We start from the raw sequence: 14,541 nt of genomic DNA on the forward strand, positions 1-14,541 counted from the left end.
CCTGCAGGAGGAGATCGATCGCTGCGGGAGAGCTTGGAGGAATGAAACCCACGTACCGAAGCGTGCGGCGTTGATCCTCGCCGAACTCTCCCCAGCCATCGAGGCCTGCGCCTGGCTGTACGAAGGGGACATGCGTCAGCGGATCCAGGAAGCGGGACTGGCGGTGTCTGAGGCGGTGACCGTTGCTCTGGACTGAGTGCCTCCCACGGCGGCCTGCGGCCTAGCCTCCGGTAGGCCCCGGAGCGAAGGGGCGCGCCGTCACCACAGCAGGCGCTGGAAACGAACCCAGTGTTGCGGGACAACTCTTAGGCGAGTGGATCACGTGAGCTCCCGTTCGAGGAGCTGGGCTTCGAGGTCGGCGAAGCGGGCGTTGCCGCGGACGGCTGCCAGCTTGTCGGTCAACGACTTCGTCTCCGCCACCAGCTGGCGGATGCGTCGGGTGAAGTCGGCGTTCTCGGTGGTTAGGCGGACGATGTCCTCCTCGCTCCACTGCGTCTGTAGGTCCCTGACCTGGCCGAGGAGGTCGCCGATCTGCTCGCGTTGGGCCCGGATCTCTTCGTGCGCGGTCTCTTGAGGGCTTCCTCGGCGTTCAGGGCGCGTTCACGCCAGGACGCCTCGATCGCCTCGTGATCGGACTGCCGGTCCTGAACGCGGCGGCCGGCGGCCCGGCTGATCGCCTCGTCGACGAGAGTCCGGGCCTCGGCGTGCTCATAGAGGAAGGTGCGCGAGACATCCGCGTGGCGGGCGACGGCGGCCATCGTGATGGGCGTCTTCGTCCCGGCCAGGTGTTCCAGGGTGGTCTGTATTCGCCCCAGGCCAGCCTGGGTTTTGCGGCGTCGGGACTCAAGCGCGTTCGCCGTGCGGGACGCGGGCACTGCCGTCGTCATTCCTCCTCCTCGGGCCAGTCGGCGTCGAGGGCGTCTTCGGCGGCAGCGGCGAGGTCTGTGGCTCGGAACGCGGTGCTCCAGACGCGGCCGAAGTAGTCTTGGGGCCGTCGCAGGTCCAAGGCGAGGGCCTGGTCGAGAAGACCGAGACCGGCCAGGGCCTTCTCCAGGCCGTCGATGGCCCGGCCGGTGGGCTCGAAGACCTGGTCCGCGGCCTGGTGGAGATGGAGGCCCTTCAGGCAGGACGCAGCCGTCTTCAGCGCGCTGTTGCCGTACGGCTCCTGCCGACCCGCCACGGCGTCCCCAGCGGCATCGGCACACGGGCCCCGACCGCCCCCATGCACCTCTGCAGATCCCGGAACCCGACGGTCTCCAGAGACAGTCCCTCCTGCTCCATCCACCGCAGGTGATCGACGAGCAGGTACGCTTACGTCCTGTCCGTACCTGCCCCGGCGTACTGGGCGAGGTACCGATCCGCTGCCGGATGGACGCCTCCACCCGCCTCAAGGAGCGTGTACGAGCGCCGTCCGTCCCGATGCCGTACCTCCTGCACCCTGAGCTGCCCCATGACCAACGTGCGTGCCACTTGCCCTCCAGACCGACTTGATGCGATATGGCGAACATCCCGATCGCGGTCAGAAAACGAGACCGGGACGACGTCGCGAGTCACAGGTGATTTTGTAGGTGGCAGTAGGCAACGTTTGTCGACGGTTTTCGGTTGCACTTGGCGATCAGGCAGCTCGAAAATGTCGCTGAGAACTGGCAACGCTGAGAGCGGGGGCCGGTGGGGCTATTTCGTTGAAGGGGGCAGCAGGCTGGCTGCCCCCTTCAACGCGGTGGCTGGTGGTTTGCGCCTTCTGGAGTCAGACGGTCAGTTGATCGAGGATGCCGACCACCTTCGCCGGATCGAGCAGGAACCCGACGTGGCTGGTGGCCAGGGTGTGCACGTCGTACGGATTGTCGGGCGTCAAGGCGTCGGCCTCGGCGATCAGACGGTCCTGCATGGCGACGGGAAGCGACCGGTCGTCGGTGAGACGGATGTAGGTGCGGGCGATGGTGCCCCAGGTTTCGGTGTGGCCGCGTGCGTCGGCCATCATCACCGCCAGGGATTCGTCCGGCTGCAGGAGGTTGAGGAAGGCCCGGAACTGTTCATCGGTGCCGTCCGCCATGATCGCCGCCTTGAGTGCGGCGAGTAGATCCGGGTCGGCCGTGCGGTAGTTGGCCCGGCCGACGCCGAGCTCGGCGGGGTCGCCGACATTCAGCGCGGCCAGTGGGGCCAGCAGGTTGCCGCCGAACTCGGGTTCCTGCATGTACTCGATGGGGTTCGCGCGCTGCACGCACGACCACGCGGAGATGTAGACGAGTCGGCTCACCAGGTCCGGGACCGTGTTGCCTACACCGGTGATGGTGGTTCCGCCGAGGCTGGCGCCCACCAGTACCACAGGCCCGTGCACGGCCACCCGCCGGACGACCTCGATGACCATGTCGACGTTGTCCTGCAAGGTGACCCCGGCCAGCGTCGACGCTTCGGCCGCCCACGCGTCGATGTCCTGCGGGGCCTGGTAGGCGGCCGGGTACTGCGCGTCGAAGCCGTGCCCCGGCAGGTCGACGGCGAAGCTGCGATGGCCGAGCAGCGCCAGTTCGCGCTGGACAGGAGCCCACATCAGCGAACTGGAGCAAGAGCCGTGCACGAGTACGAAAGTGGTATTCGCATCGCGGGCCTGCTGCGGAGAGGAAGAGTTGGTGGAGAGGGATGTCATACGGGTCAGTCCAATGTCCGGTGGGCGGCGCGGCAGGCATGCCGGACAGGCCGGTGCCGGCGCGATGAGCCGCCGAAGGTGAAGGAGAAACGCGCACCTGTCTCCAGGCGTGTTGCGGTTCGGCGGCCGGGCGCACGCAGGCCGGTGGCAGCGGTCAACCAGCGCATGCCAGCCCGTCAGGGGCGGCAGCATGCTGGGTGGAAGCGCTCACCGGGAAAGGTGCGCGTCGACGGACAGGGCCGAGCGATACCCGCAGGGCAGTGTCATGAGACCTCAGTGATCTCCTGCGGGTTCCCCGACTGACGCCGGTCGCTGAGCGACTGCGGCGGCAGGCGTCTTAGGCGGTCCGAAGGCGGACGAACATGTAGGACATGGCAAGGACCCTACCTGATCACGGATCACTGCCGCGGCCGATTCGGGTTTCGGCGGGGTGGACGACCTCAGTCTCAGACGGGTCTGTGTTGTGAACGGTGGAACTTGGTTGGTTGTGTTCGGCGGTGTCCGGCGGTGGGCCGGCCGTCGAGGGTGATGTCGAAGGTTTGGAGTGTGGCCTTCCAGTGCATGGTCCAGCGTTTGTGTCCGGTGCGGGTCGGGTCGAGGCTCATGGCGGCCAGGTGGACGCATTTGAGGGCGGCCTGGTCGGTGGGGGAGTGTCTCCGGGCTCGGGCGGCCTTGCGGGTCCTTCCTGCCGTCGTTGATCCACAGGCGCGGGATGTCCTGGTGTCCCTCGGTGGTGACGGTGATCGCCATGCAGATGGGCCGGTTGGCGGCCTGTCCGTCCCTGACCTTGACGTTCAGGGAGTCGATGAAGACGACCGGGTAGACGTTGTCCAGTGGGCGGTTGTGTCATTCCGTCATGCCGGCCGTCATGCTGTCGGTGATCGTGGAGATTGTGGACTTGGAGTTCTCCGCGCCGTGCACCTCGGTGAGATGCGTGGAGGTCTCCTCGTGTGTGGGTCCTTTAGAGGCCGTCTTGTTGAGGAGGGCGATGGTGTGTTCGTTGACGCTCCGTGTGCTGCGCAGGAGGAGCGTTTCCAGGAAGCTCCGGGCCAGCAGGTAGCGCTGTGTGTCCGTACTCGGCTCGTACTCGGCTGCAGCCGCCTGTGTCTGCCGTGGCGCCGCGCGGTGCGTGCGGGACGGGTGGCGCCGGACGATGCGTGCCTCTCAGTGGACGTCCTCGCCCGGAGTCACGACGGTGTACATCACCGACCGGCCCTGCTTGTGCCGTTCGATGAGCCCCTTGGCAACCAGGCTCTCCAGCGTGTTCCGCACGACCTGTGGTGTGGGAATGCGTTCGGGATGCTCGGACATCAGCGCATCGCGCAGCTCCGCGGCGTGGCGCGGCTCGTCGTAACCCTTCAGGATGTCGAGCAGAAGGTCCTGGAGGAGAGGAAGGTGTTGCTTGCCCGGCCGTCGTGCACCGCTGCCGGACCGCTTGGTTCCGGACCTCCCTGGTCGGGGTGCGGTGGCCTGGGTGGCCGGGCTTCCGGACGGGACATGTGAGGAGGGGGTTTCCTCGCCCTGTGCCTGCTCGGGCACCATCGCTGAGTCCTCGGCCAGACTGAGGATGTTCAGCAGCAGTGTCTCCTCCTGCCGGAGGGTGTCCAGGCGGGCGGTCAGGTCCTGCTGCTGGCGGCGGTTCTCTTCCAGGTCCGACGCGGCTTGCTCCATGTACCGCGATCGCACCGTGGCTGGCTGACTTGTTGGGCACAGCCCTTTCTCCCTTGTGTGTGGATGACCCGCGCATCGTGCTCACGGGACCGCGTCGCGGCCGACCGATGTAGCGATGAAAGGTTCCCGAGGGACAGCGAACAGCAGTGTCCCAAGACACAATAGGGGAGATCGTGCGTTCTGCGTAATACGTATCTGTGGTGAGGGGTCTCCTGCCGGTCCGCCGTCCGTTGCCGCTCGGTCGTCGGCGGATGCGCCGACCGCCTCGTCAGGGGAGGGGAACGTCGTGGGACCGTTCCCCTCCGTGCAGGCCATCCGCAACCTGCCGGAGTCCGTGGTGCACCTCTGCACGGGGTGCACGAGGTCCTGGTAGGCGCTTCAGGGACTTCAGGGCATCGGTGCTGCCCCGGGACGCGTACCCGGTATCAGAGGTGAACCGGATGGCATGCCGTCTCGCGGCAGACGTCGACAGCTACCGGGCTCGCCCGTACAGCGCCTCACGTAGGAGGGCGCAGGCTCGCGGTGAGGGTGTCCCAGTCCACCAGGAGGTTTTCCCCGCCTGCGGGCACCATGGTGTAGGTCTCCTGCACCCACCGGCGTATCGGATGCAACTCGGTGGCGAACATCGCGGTGACGTGCGGACGCTCCAGCCGCAAGTAGAGGGAGGGCGCGTCTCCTCGTTGCCGGGAGGGCCAGATCTTGACGTCGCCCTCTCCGCTGAGTTCTTCCGTTCCGGCCAGCAGCAGGTCGCGGCTGATAACCCACGTGACCTGGTCGCCTGGAGAGGTCACGAGGTCGAGACGGACGGAGTAGGGACTCTCCGGGGCGTACCGGAAGCGACACACGACGGTCGCGCTCTCGGGCGGTGCCGCCAGGTTGTGGAGCGTGGTGAGCAGCGTCAGTCGTTCCGGGTGATGCGGCGCCCCCTGCTGATCCATGTGTCCGTTCCTTCGAAATGTTGTCTCGGTGCCCACCCGGCGGTGGCCTCGCCGCCGCTGCACCGTGAGCGTGAGCGGCAAGCCGGCTGTCGCGCCGGCGACAGTGAACATGTGTGCAACAGACCTGGGCATCGCTGTCGCGCAACTTTGGACGGTCCGTGTGACGGGGGCGGAACGCCGAGGTCGGGAGACCCGCCCGTGGGACGGTTTCACGGCAGTCGCGGAACGCCGTCCGGGCGAAGCGGCATTGACGCTGCCGTCAGGACATCCGCAGATGGTCAGTGCAGCTCACCATGGCGGCCAGGTCCGGCTGGGCCTGTTCATCGATCCTCCTGGGAGACCGGTGTGAACGGTGTGGTTCTCACCTTCCTGCGGCCGCCGGGCCGGCACACAGGCCGACCGGCTGGGCTTCGGGCCGTCGTTCGTCACCGCTGGTCCGCGGGGGCCTCCGGTGCGAGCAGGACTGCGATGTCGCTCGTGTGCGCGATCGCATCGCTCACACGAGGGGTCAGCAGGCCGCGAACGGTCCGCGGTGGTGGGGGCTGAGCACCAGGAGGCCGGCCTTGAACTCCTCGGCGGCGTCGGAGACGAGAGACGGCACCAGGTTGGTCAGACCGTGAGCGAGTCGGCCCTCGGACTTGATTCCCCTGGCCTGCAGCATGCGTACCGCGTTCTCGAGGAGTGCCGTTGGCTCGGCGTCGTTCTCCAGGGGCGCCGCCGTGTCTCCTGCCACGGCGGACGGGGCGACGTGCAGGACGCGGACCCCGGCTCCTGCGGGCCGGGCCAGAGCGTCGGCCAGGCGCAGGGCCGACTCGTGCGGGGGGCTCGGGTCGAGGGCCACCAGGATGCGTTCGAACATGGGGGTGTTCTCCTTCGTCGGCTTGGCCCGGCAGGACAGGCGACAAGCACAATATGACCGGTCATCTTGCACGTCAAGTGCAGCCGCTCCAGGTTGGGAGCGCGGCAAAGAGGCGCGGGGGGTGACGGCTCTGGTGACGCCAGGCGCTGTGCATGCCCCGTCCGCCCGCAGACCCGGTGCGGCGCCCCGGGGCCTGGGGAAACCCTGCGACCGGGGCGGCAGGCGGCGCGGAACCGGGCACTGCCGGAGGGGGGCCGGAGTGCCGGTCGCTCGCGTTGCGGAAAGTTGACAACGGTAAGCCGACCGGCCATATTGAGCGGATGCCTCAGGTAAGCGTCAGGGGAAAGCTGATCGCGCACGCGGAGACCGTCTTCCGTCGTCAGGGTTTCCATGGCGCCAGCGTGCTGGACATCACCAGTGCGGCCGGGGTGCCGAAGGGGTCGTTCTACAACCACTTCAAGAGCAAGCAGGAACTCGCGGCCGAGATCGTCCGCCAGTACAGCCGCGCCACGGACTTGAGCATGCTGGAGCGGGATGACGGCCGTTCGGCGCGTGAGCGGCTGCGGGCGCACTTCGCGAGCCAGGCTCAGCGGACCAGCTCCACCGGCGTCGAGTTCGGCTGTCTCCTGGTCACCATGGCCAGCGAGACCCCGACGGCGGGTGAAGAAGTCGGCACCGCGGTCCGCGGCAGTATCTCCGCCTGGGGCGACGTTCTGGCCGAGGTGATCCGGCAAGGACAGCAGGCAGGCGAGATCCGGTCCACGGAACCCGCTGGTGACCTTGCAGCTTTCCTGATCGACGCCTTCGAAGGCGGCGCGTTGCGCGGAAAAGTGACAGGCGACGCCACCGCTTCCATGAGGTCCCTCGACCTGGCCCTCGACGTCCTCGATCGCTGATCCCGTACCCGGCCGCGACGCCGAAGCCGGCTCCGGCGGCCGAGCACAGGTGCTTCCCGCTGCATGTGACCGCCGTCAGGCTTCGGCATGGCACCTGCCACACATGTACGTGTGCGCCCACCGCCTGCGTCAGCCTGCGCCTGCGCCCGCACGTGTTCGGACCACAGCCATCGGACTCCGCTTGTGTCCCCCGCAGAGCAGCCCGGTGCTGGGCTTGCGGAGGGCCGCCGGGCGGAGCGGCCGGAGACCAGCCCGGCGATGGCATGTGGGTATCGGTGCAGGTTTCGCCACGTCCGGTGAATCGCTGCAGAGACCGCCACTGCTTTTACTCGGCGTTGGTGTGCTCGGCACAGGTGCGCGCGGAGGACCGACGGCGGCGCTGCTCGCGCCAGGCATGGTGGTCACCCAGCGGCGCGTCGTCCTTCGGCTTCCCCGGCGGGCGCCCCCTGCCGGCTTCTGAGATAGCTGTCCGCCCGGATTCCGACACGGCCCCTGCCGGCCGGGCGGCGGTACCGACGGCATCGCGGTCCCGGCGCGTGCACGACGACGACCACGCGGAGCGCATCGCCAATGACTCCCCCTACGGCCTGGGGGGCGGCGTGTGGACCGCCGACGAGGCCCGCGCCCTGGAAATCGCCAGGAACGCCCGCACCGGCACCTTCTCCGTCAACGGCGCCCCGCAACAGCGGCATCGGGCGGGAGTTCGGCACGGTCGGCCTGGGCCGGTACGCCGAGTACAAGACGATCGCCGGCTGACCGTTCCTGTTCGGTGAACAGGAGCGGAGGAGCGAGGCGCTCACCGGCAGCACACGGTGTGCCCGTGCCGCCGCCTGAGCAGGGCACGGAAGGCGCCGCTCGAGGTGAGTACCTCATTCCCGGCGAGCGCGCGTACGACGTTCCTGTGCAGGGCCACGTGCGCCGACAGCACCACAGCGCACAGGAGCAGAACTGGCCCAGAGACCCATGACCCGGCCGAACGGCTTCAGGGCGCGGTCAGTCCGCCGCCGTCGGTGACGATGCCCCGCATCAGCATCTCGAGGTGCTTGCGAACGTGCTGGACGACATCGAAGGAAGGGTCCATGAGCCACTGCGCCGTCAGTCCGTCCGCCACCGCGACCAGGGCACGGCCCAGTGCTTCCGGATCGACGTCCGCCCTGACGAGCCCTGCCTCGATGGACGCCCGCACCGCGCGGGCGTTGTTCTCCCTCATCAGTTCGAACCGCCGCCGGAAGTAGTCGTGCGCCGGATGGGCGGGGTCGGTGGCCTCACCGGCGGTCGTCGCGAACAGACGGGTGAGTCCCGGGGAGCGCACTTCTTCCTGCAGCGCGTCGAGCATGTGGTCGAGGAGCCGTCTGAGGCCATGGGCGGGCGGGTCGAAGCGGGCAGCCCGCGACCGGTCGTGGAAACCGAGAACGGCCAGCAGGAGGACGTCCTTGCCTCGTCGAACAGGGCTACCACCGGACGTCCTTGGCGCAGGTGGCCAGGGCTGCCGGTGTGTCGCAGACGGGACTGCTGCACCATTTCAAGGCTGTCACTCCTGCACCTTACGCCGAGGACCGGACCGGCCGATGCCGCGGGAAGAGCCGGGAGGCGGCCTCCACGACGGCGGCACGGCGTGCGTCGGCTGCGGCGCAGCTGCCGGTGGTTCGCCGCCGTCGCCGATTGCCTTCCGTGAAGGGGGCGTTCCGTCGCCCGAAGAACAGGGAGTCCAGGATGTCCAACACGATCCAGGCCGGTACATGGTCGGTGGAGCCGACCGGCAGCACCGCCGCATTCTCCGTCCGTAACTTGATCTTCAAGACCGTTCACGGCCGGTTCCCGATCGTGTCCGCCGAGGTCTCCGTGGGCGCCGACGGGGTTCCCCGGTTTGTCACGGCCACATTGGATGCGACCGGCTTCTCCACCGACCACGCGAAGCGGGACACGCATGTGCGCGGCAAGGACTTCCTGCACACGGGCGCCCATCCGGAACTCACCTTCCGTTCCACTGCCGTCGTACCGCAGGAGCCGGGTACCTGGCTGGTCAAGGGCCGGCTGACGCTGCGTGAGGTCACCAGTGACGTTCACCTGACGGTCCGGGCGGAGCAGCACGGCGACGCCACAGCCGAAGCCGTCGCCACCACCGTGCTCGACCGGCGGGCCGCGGGGCTCGGCTACGGACCGTCCTTCCTGGTCGGCCGGAAGGTGGCCGTGCAACTCGACCTGACGCTGCACCGCTCCTCGGAGCACGCCGTCTGACCTCGCGTGTCCCCGCGTGTCCCCGCGGCAGAGCCGGCGCCTCGGCCGGCCCTGCCGCTGTACCTGAAGAGCCGCCGTGCACCGACCACCCTTGCCGTCCACCGCCGGTCGTTCGGTGCCCACGGTGTCGCGGTCCTCTCACCTCGCGAGACATGAAGATGTGGTCCGTGCGCCTTGCTGGGTAGCATGGCCGATCTTCTGGCAGGCGGATGGCTGCCGGACGGAGGACCTGCGCTTTCACCCCTTGCGCCGCCGCTTGAACGGGCGCTTCGCCGAAGCAGTACTCCGGCTCCCGGTCAGCGGGGGCGTACGGGGCCGGCTCGGCGCGGTCGACGTGCCGACGCTACCGTCCGCACCGCTTCGCCCACGAGATACAAGACGGAATGCCGGACGCACGGCTGTGCGAGCTGCGCGAGAGCGGCCACTTCGGGCACATCGAGAAAGCCGACGGATTCGCCGCAGCCGGACCGGACTTCGTACACACCCAAGAGCGGGGGAGACTTGGCATGACGGCCACCGTGCCGTTCGGGCTGGCCGAGCAGACCGAGATCGCGGCGTACACGGACTTCGTGACCGGGGCCGCCGCGCCGCTGCGAGAGGCACTGGGTATCGGCTCGCTGCATGTGGGGTCGGCGCCGGCGCTGGCGATCCGCGAGGACCCGAGTCGCTTCTTCAACAGGGCCGGTGGATTCGGGGCAGGCGAGCCGATCACCGTAGACGTCGTGGCGCAGGTGTGCGGCTTCTACCGCCGGCAGGGCGTCTCCCAGGGGGCGTTCATGGTTGCGCCGCCGCTGCAGCCGCCGTACTGGGCCGTAACCGCCGACTGAACCTCACCCCGGGCAATCGTCTCGTCAAACTGGGATGTGACATCCAGAGCACACTCTCCGCAGCGGACGGCGTCGCGGCGCTCGACCCCGGACTGCGTGTGGGCTCGGTCGAGCCCCACCACGCGCAGGAATGGGCCACCGTCATGATGACCACCTTCGGGTTCACCACGCCGGGCATGATCGACATGGCCGCATCGTGTGTAGGCAGGCCGAACTGGCGGCAGTACGCGGTGCGGGAGGACGAGCGCATCATCGCGGTCGGCAGAGTCTTCTTCAACGGACTGTGCGCGGACGTGTTCGGCGGAGCGCCCCTCCCGGAGGGCCGAGGCCGCGGAGCGCAGTCGGCACTGCTCACGGCCCGCGCCCGGGCAGCCCTGGCTGCAGGTTGCCGATGGCTCGTCGCCGAGACCGGAGCGGAAGGCCCCCACAACACATCTCTCCACAACATGCTGCGCGCCGGACTGGAGCCGCTCTACGAGCGCCTCACCTGGCTGTGGCGCGAGTAGCCGAAGCCGCGACACCCGGCCCGGGCTCTCCACTGCGGGGAGCGCGGCTTGCCGCACACGGCCGACTCGTCATCCCCGCCGTACCACGACGGTGCGGCCGTGGCCCGATGTCTCGTCCGTGTGATGGGTGACGGCAGCCACCTTCGACGAGAGGGGACGTCTGTGCTGAGGCCTACGGTCAAATGGCCGATGGCCTGGCCTGAACGGACGGGCACACTCGACCTCATTCGTGCGATCTCCACGCCGCCCTCCACGACAAGGAACGAGATGTACGTCGACGAGCCCAACCAGGCAATCGAAGCCGCCAACGGGGTGCGGTACGCCTATCGCCGTTGCGGACCCTTCGGGGCTCCCCCGCTCGTGCTGCTGTCCCACCTCCGCGGGACTTTGGACAGCTGGGACACCGCGCTCATCGACGCCCTCGCCGTCGAGCACGACGTCATCGCCTTCGACAGCGCCGGCGTGGGGCTCAGCACCGGACCGGCCTGCCGGACCATCCGTGACCTGGCCGCCGACACCGTGGCCTTCCTGGAGGCCCTGGACGTGCGGCGGCCGGACCTGCTGGGTTACTCGATGGGCGGATATGTCGCACAAGAACTGGCTCTGCTGCGTCCTCACTCGGTGCGCCGTCTGGTCCTTGCGGCCACGGCTCCCCGGGGAGCCCACGGAATACATGGCTACCCGGACGACGTCCTCGCGCATGCCGGCGTGGACAGGCTCGGGATCCAGGACTACCTCTACACCTTCTTCAACCACACCGGGACGAGCCAGCGCAGTGGTCTGGAGTTCGTCGGCCGCTACATCGAACGCGAGCGGGAGCGGGACGTGCCGGTCCGGGCAGCGGCCCGTGCCGCACAGTACGAAGCCGTGGTCGAGTGGGGCGTGCCCGCCCACGGGGCCCTGGAGCGACTGGCGGCCGTCGACCACCCGGTGTTCGTGGCAGGAGGGAGCAACGATCTCGTCGTTCCCCCCCGCGCGTTGCATCTCCTGGGCGGTGCCCTGCCGAACGCACGTGTGAAGATCTATCCGGATTCCGGTCACGGGTTTCTCTTCCAGCACCACCGACAGTTCGCGGAGGACGTGCTGGCGTTCCTGCGCTGTGCGGTTCGAGATACGTTTCATCCGTAACCTAAGTAAGCTGACAGATGTGTCTTCTGGCCCGCGCGACCAGAATCTTCCCTACCGGCCCGGGCACAGTGCCCCCGGTTTTGGAGGAGTCTTGTCTCTGGTGGGTCGCACCTCCGAGCTGAGTGTGCTGAAAGCAGTGTTGGCAGAGGCGAACACCGGCGGAAGGGCCATTCTGCTCGAAGGTGACCCGGGCGTCGGTAAGACCGTCCTGCTGGACACGGTGACGGACTGTGCCCGAAACCACGGAGCGACCGTCCTGCGCGTAGTCGGGGTGGAGGCGGAACAGGAGCTGGCCTTCTCCGCCCTGCACCAGCTGCTGTACCCGCTTCTCGACCAGCTGCCCAGGATCCCCGCCTTCCAGGGCGGGGTGCTCGAACAGGCGCTGTCCATCCGTGAGGGTTCACCTCCGGGCAGGTTCGCCATCTCCGCCGCTGCCTTGGCGCTCCTGCAGGTGGTGGCCAAGGAGGAACCTGTCTGCGTCGTGGTGGACGATGCGCACTGGATCGACCAGTCCAGTGCCGAGGTGCTGACCTTCATGGCCCGTCGACTGAGCGGCTGCCGGGTGGCGTTCGTCATGGCCGCCCGCAGCGGGTGGAACGGCTTCGTCGATCCGGCCGGACTGCCCATCCTCACCGTGCCTCCCCTGAGCTCCGAAGATGCGCGGACCCTGCTCGAACACAGTCATCCAGGGCTCGCGGAGTCGACCCGGCAGCGGTTGCTCGACGAAGCCGAGGGCAATCCGCTGGCCCTGATCGAACTGCCGCAGCAACTCAACCCCGCACAGCGCCACGGTGAAGAGCCGCTTCCCGCCAACCTGCCGCTGAGTGCACGCCTGGAGAGCGTGTTCGCCGACCGCATCCGGCTGCTGACCCCGGCCACCCGGTTCCTCCTCCTCCTGGTCGCGCTCGACGGACAGCGCACCGGCAACCTCCGGCAGATCCGGGAGGCATGGGAGACCACGGGGCAGCACTGGGAGGACACGCTGCTGGAGGACAGCGAAGCCAGCGGACTTCTCCGCATCGACCAGATGGAGGAGCGGGTGGCCTTCTACCACCCCATGGCCCGGTCGTGCCTTGTCTACATGTCATCCGCGGGTCGGCGCAGAGCCGCCCACCGCGCGCTGGCCTCCGTACTGGACAACGCACCCGAACGGCGTGCCTGGCACCTCGCCCACGCGGCGGACGGCCCCGACGAAGCGGTCGCGCAGGAACTCACTCGGGTCGCCGAGCGTGCTCTGGCCCGGGCCGGTGCGGCCGAGGCGTCGGCGGCCTTCCGCCGGGCGGCCGAGCTCAGCCCCCACCGCGACACCCGCGCCCGGCGTCTGGAGGAGGCGGCCTTCGCCGCCGGGATCGGCGGCCAGCTGGAAGCAGCCAGTGAACTGGTCGCCGCGGGCTCGGCCGAGACACTGCGGGGAGCGGCGGCCGCCGCCTACGTTCTCTTCCACCGGGACGGGGACACCGACGCAGTGTTCCGTACGCTGCTCCCGGTGCTGCGGCAGGCCCCCCGCGGCGACCGCCCCGAAGACCTGGCGGCCTACGACGACGCCTTCTACGTCCTGCTCAACTGCGCCGTCTGGGCAGGCCGGCAGGATCTGTGGCCGTCCGTCTACGAAGTCCTCGACCAGGTGTCAGAAACGGCACGCATGTGCTTCGACTGTGTCGCCGATCCGGCGCGCACCGCCCACGACGTGCGAGAACGGCTCGACCGGGCCACGGCGGAGCTACCTGCCCACACCCCCTTCTGGCGGATGAACTGGCTTATCTACACCGCCCTGTACCTGGACTGCTTCAGCTACTACGACGGCGTGTGGCGCGAATTCGTGGGACATGCGGCCTACGACAGCCAGCGCTTCGTCCTGCTCGCCCGTGCCCACGACTCGTTCATGCGAGGCGACTGGGACACCACCCTGGCCCTCGCCGGTGAAGGCACCAGCGACGCGGCGGAGCACGGATACAACTTCACCCACATACTGTTCATCTATGGACTGGCCTCCGTCGCCGCCGGGCGCGGTGACGAGGAGACGCTGCGCAGGCACTGCGACGCCATCGTGGCATGGGCCGGCCCCAGGCAGTTCCAGCTGATGCTGGCAGCGGTGAACGAGGCCCGTGCCCGGGCGGCCATCGGCCGGGGCGACTTCGAGGAGGCGTACCAGCAGGCCGCGATGGTCACCCCACCCGGGGTACTGCCCTCGCACTACCCCCACGCGCAGCGTGTCTTCCTGGACCTGGTCGAGTCCGCCGCGCGCACCGGGCGGATCGACGAGGCCCGTGCCCACGTCGAAGCCGGACGCCAGGCTCGCCTGGACGCCATATCGCCGCATCACGCGATCATCCTCGCGAGCGCCGCCGCGACAGCCGCGCGGGACGAGGAGGCCGGGGAGCTCTACGAGGCCGCCCTCGCCGTCCCGGACGCCGCACTGTGGACCCACGAGTACGCCCGATTGCGCCTGCTCTACGGTGAGTGGCTGCGTCGGCGCCGGGACTACACGGCCTCGCGCATCCACCTCGGGGTCGCCCTGGAGCTGTTCGAGCACCACCTGAAGGCCCCGCTGTGGGCCCAGCGGGCGCGCCACGAGCTGCGCGCGGCCGGTGTCATCGTGCGGGTCCCGGACGGTCGGGACGCGGTCCCGATGAGTGCCCAGGAGCGCCGCATCGCCGAACTCGCGGCCGGTGGACTGTCCAACAAGGAGATAGGACGCAGGCTCAACATCTCACCGCGTACCGCGGGGTCCCACCTGTACAGGGTCTTTCCCAAACTGGGCATCACCTCCCGCGCGGCACTGCGCGACGCCCTGGCCGAACTCGACCGAATTGGAACACCGTGACGGCCCAGGG

Annotated in this window: 14 protein-coding genes and 3 pseudogenes; 9 read left to right on the forward strand and 8 right to left on the reverse strand. The window is 68.7% G+C overall.

Features of this window, described 5'->3' with window-relative positions:
• A partial coding sequence (locus LQ326_RS44435) for a hypothetical protein (RefSeq protein ID WP_234544818.1) occupies positions 1–196 on the forward strand: 196 nt, incomplete at its 5' end.
• A 265-nt stretch (positions 197–461) separates the two neighbouring features.
• Here the strand turns inward: LQ326_RS44435 and LQ326_RS44440 are convergent.
• The 7 genes and pseudogenes from LQ326_RS44440 to LQ326_RS44465 form a co-directional block, all read right to left on the reverse strand.
• On the reverse strand, positions 462–887 hold the full coding sequence (locus LQ326_RS44440) for a DUF6262 family protein (protein ID WP_234544819.1): 426 nt from the start codon (positions 885–887) through the stop codon (positions 462–464).
• Positions 884–1,180, reverse strand: a complete 297-nt coding sequence (locus LQ326_RS44445) for a hypothetical protein (protein ID WP_234544820.1) — start codon at positions 1,178–1,180, stop codon at positions 884–886. Before LQ326_RS44445 ends, LQ326_RS44440 begins: the two co-directional genes overlap by 4 nt.
• A 567-nt stretch (positions 1,181–1,747) precedes the next feature.
• A complete protein-coding gene (locus LQ326_RS44450) occupies positions 1,748–2,644 on the reverse strand; it encodes an alpha/beta fold hydrolase (RefSeq protein WP_234544843.1) in 897 nt (298 codons plus the stop codon).
• 446 nt (positions 2,645–3,090) lie between these two features.
• Positions 3,091–3,613: pseudogene (locus LQ326_RS49000) on the reverse strand (transposase); the annotation flags it as partial.
• Positions 3,614–3,808: 195 nt separating this feature from the next.
• Entirely contained in the window at positions 3,809–4,315 is a 507-nt protein-coding gene (locus tag LQ326_RS44455; protein WP_234544821.1) for a hypothetical protein, read from the reverse strand.
• Between the two features lie 497 nt (positions 4,316–4,812).
• The gene (locus LQ326_RS44460; protein WP_234544822.1) at positions 4,813–5,253 is read right to left on the reverse strand and encodes an SsgA family sporulation/cell division regulator; all 441 of its coding nucleotides are present in this window, start codon (positions 5,251–5,253) and stop codon (positions 4,813–4,815) included.
• A 508-nt stretch (positions 5,254–5,761) separates the two neighbouring features.
• Positions 5,762–6,112, reverse strand: a complete 351-nt coding sequence (locus LQ326_RS44465) for a universal stress protein (protein WP_234544823.1) — start codon at positions 6,110–6,112, stop codon at positions 5,762–5,764.
• 320 nt (positions 6,113–6,432) lie between these two features.
• Between LQ326_RS44465 and LQ326_RS44470 the strand changes: the two genes are divergently transcribed.
• Entirely contained in the window at positions 6,433–7,008 is a 576-nt protein-coding gene (locus LQ326_RS44470) for a TetR/AcrR family transcriptional regulator (protein WP_234544824.1), read from the forward strand.
• 542 nt (positions 7,009–7,550) lie between these two features.
• A pseudogene (locus LQ326_RS44475) lies at positions 7,551–7,764 on the forward strand (aldehyde dehydrogenase family protein); the annotation flags it as partial.
• A 226-nt stretch (positions 7,765–7,990) separates the two neighbouring features.
• Here the strand turns inward: LQ326_RS44475 and LQ326_RS44480 are convergent.
• Positions 7,991–8,431, reverse strand: a complete 441-nt coding sequence (locus LQ326_RS44480) for a TetR family transcriptional regulator C-terminal domain-containing protein (protein ID WP_308402163.1) — start codon at positions 8,429–8,431, stop codon at positions 7,991–7,993.
• A gap of 23 nt (positions 8,432–8,454) precedes the next feature.
• Between LQ326_RS44480 and LQ326_RS49005 the strand changes: the two are divergent.
• The 6 genes and pseudogenes from LQ326_RS49005 to LQ326_RS44505 form a co-directional block, all read left to right on the forward strand.
• Positions 8,455–8,523: pseudogene (locus LQ326_RS49005) on the forward strand (TetR family transcriptional regulator); the annotation flags it as partial.
• 198 nt (positions 8,524–8,721) lie between these two features.
• Positions 8,722–9,246, forward strand: a complete 525-nt coding sequence (locus LQ326_RS44485; protein ID WP_234544826.1) for a YceI family protein — start codon at positions 8,722–8,724, stop codon at positions 9,244–9,246.
• A gap of 383 nt (positions 9,247–9,629) precedes the next feature.
• Complete coding sequence (locus LQ326_RS44490) at positions 9,630–10,073, forward strand: hypothetical protein (protein WP_234544827.1); 444 nt, start codon at positions 9,630–9,632, stop codon at positions 10,071–10,073.
• Between the two features lie 143 nt (positions 10,074–10,216).
• The gene (locus LQ326_RS44495) at positions 10,217–10,579 is read left to right on the forward strand and encodes a hypothetical protein (protein WP_234544828.1); all 363 of its coding nucleotides are present in this window, start codon (positions 10,217–10,219) and stop codon (positions 10,577–10,579) included.
• 267 nt (positions 10,580–10,846) lie between these two features.
• Entirely contained in the window at positions 10,847–11,707 is an 861-nt protein-coding gene (locus tag LQ326_RS44500; RefSeq protein WP_234544829.1) for an alpha/beta fold hydrolase, read from the forward strand.
• A 100-nt stretch (positions 11,708–11,807) separates the two neighbouring features.
• Complete coding sequence (locus LQ326_RS44505) at positions 11,808–14,531, forward strand: AAA family ATPase (RefSeq protein WP_234544830.1); 2,724 nt, start codon at positions 11,808–11,810, stop codon at positions 14,529–14,531.
• The last annotated feature ends 10 nt before the right edge of the window (positions 14,532–14,541 follow it).

The sequence above is a fragment of the Streptomyces shenzhenensis genome (genome assembly GCF_021462265.1).
GTDB lineage: Bacteria > Actinomycetota > Actinomycetes > Streptomycetales > Streptomycetaceae > Streptomyces > Streptomyces shenzhenensis.

Coding starts and splice junctions, on each gene's coding strand:
- LQ326_RS44450 (WP_234544843.1), bottom strand. CDS start 2,644: ATGACATCCCTCTCCACCAACTCTTCCTCTCCGCAGCAGGCCCGCGAT.
- LQ326_RS44485 (WP_234544826.1), top strand. CDS start 8,722: ATGTCCAACACGATCCAGGCCGGTACATGGTCGGTGGAGCCGACCGGC.
- LQ326_RS44470 (WP_234544824.1), top strand. CDS start 6,433: ATGCCTCAGGTAAGCGTCAGGGGAAAGCTGATCGCGCACGCGGAGACC.
- LQ326_RS44455 (WP_234544821.1), bottom strand. CDS start 4,315: ATGGAGCAAGCCGCGTCGGACCTGGAAGAGAACCGCCGCCAGCAGCAG.
- LQ326_RS44460 (WP_234544822.1), bottom strand. CDS start 5,253: ATGGATCAGCAGGGGGCGCCGCATCACCCGGAACGACTGACGCTGCTC.
- LQ326_RS44500 (WP_234544829.1), top strand. CDS start 10,847: ATGTACGTCGACGAGCCCAACCAGGCAATCGAAGCCGCCAACGGGGTG.
- LQ326_RS44495 (WP_234544828.1), top strand. CDS start 10,217: ATGATGACCACCTTCGGGTTCACCACGCCGGGCATGATCGACATGGCC.
- LQ326_RS44440 (WP_234544819.1), bottom strand. CDS start 887: ATGACGACGGCAGTGCCCGCGTCCCGCACGGCGAACGCGCTTGAGTCC.
- LQ326_RS44490 (WP_234544827.1), top strand. CDS start 9,630: ATGCCGGACGCACGGCTGTGCGAGCTGCGCGAGAGCGGCCACTTCGGG.
- LQ326_RS44465 (WP_234544823.1), bottom strand. CDS start 6,112: ATGTTCGAACGCATCCTGGTGGCCCTCGACCCGAGCCCCCCGCACGAG.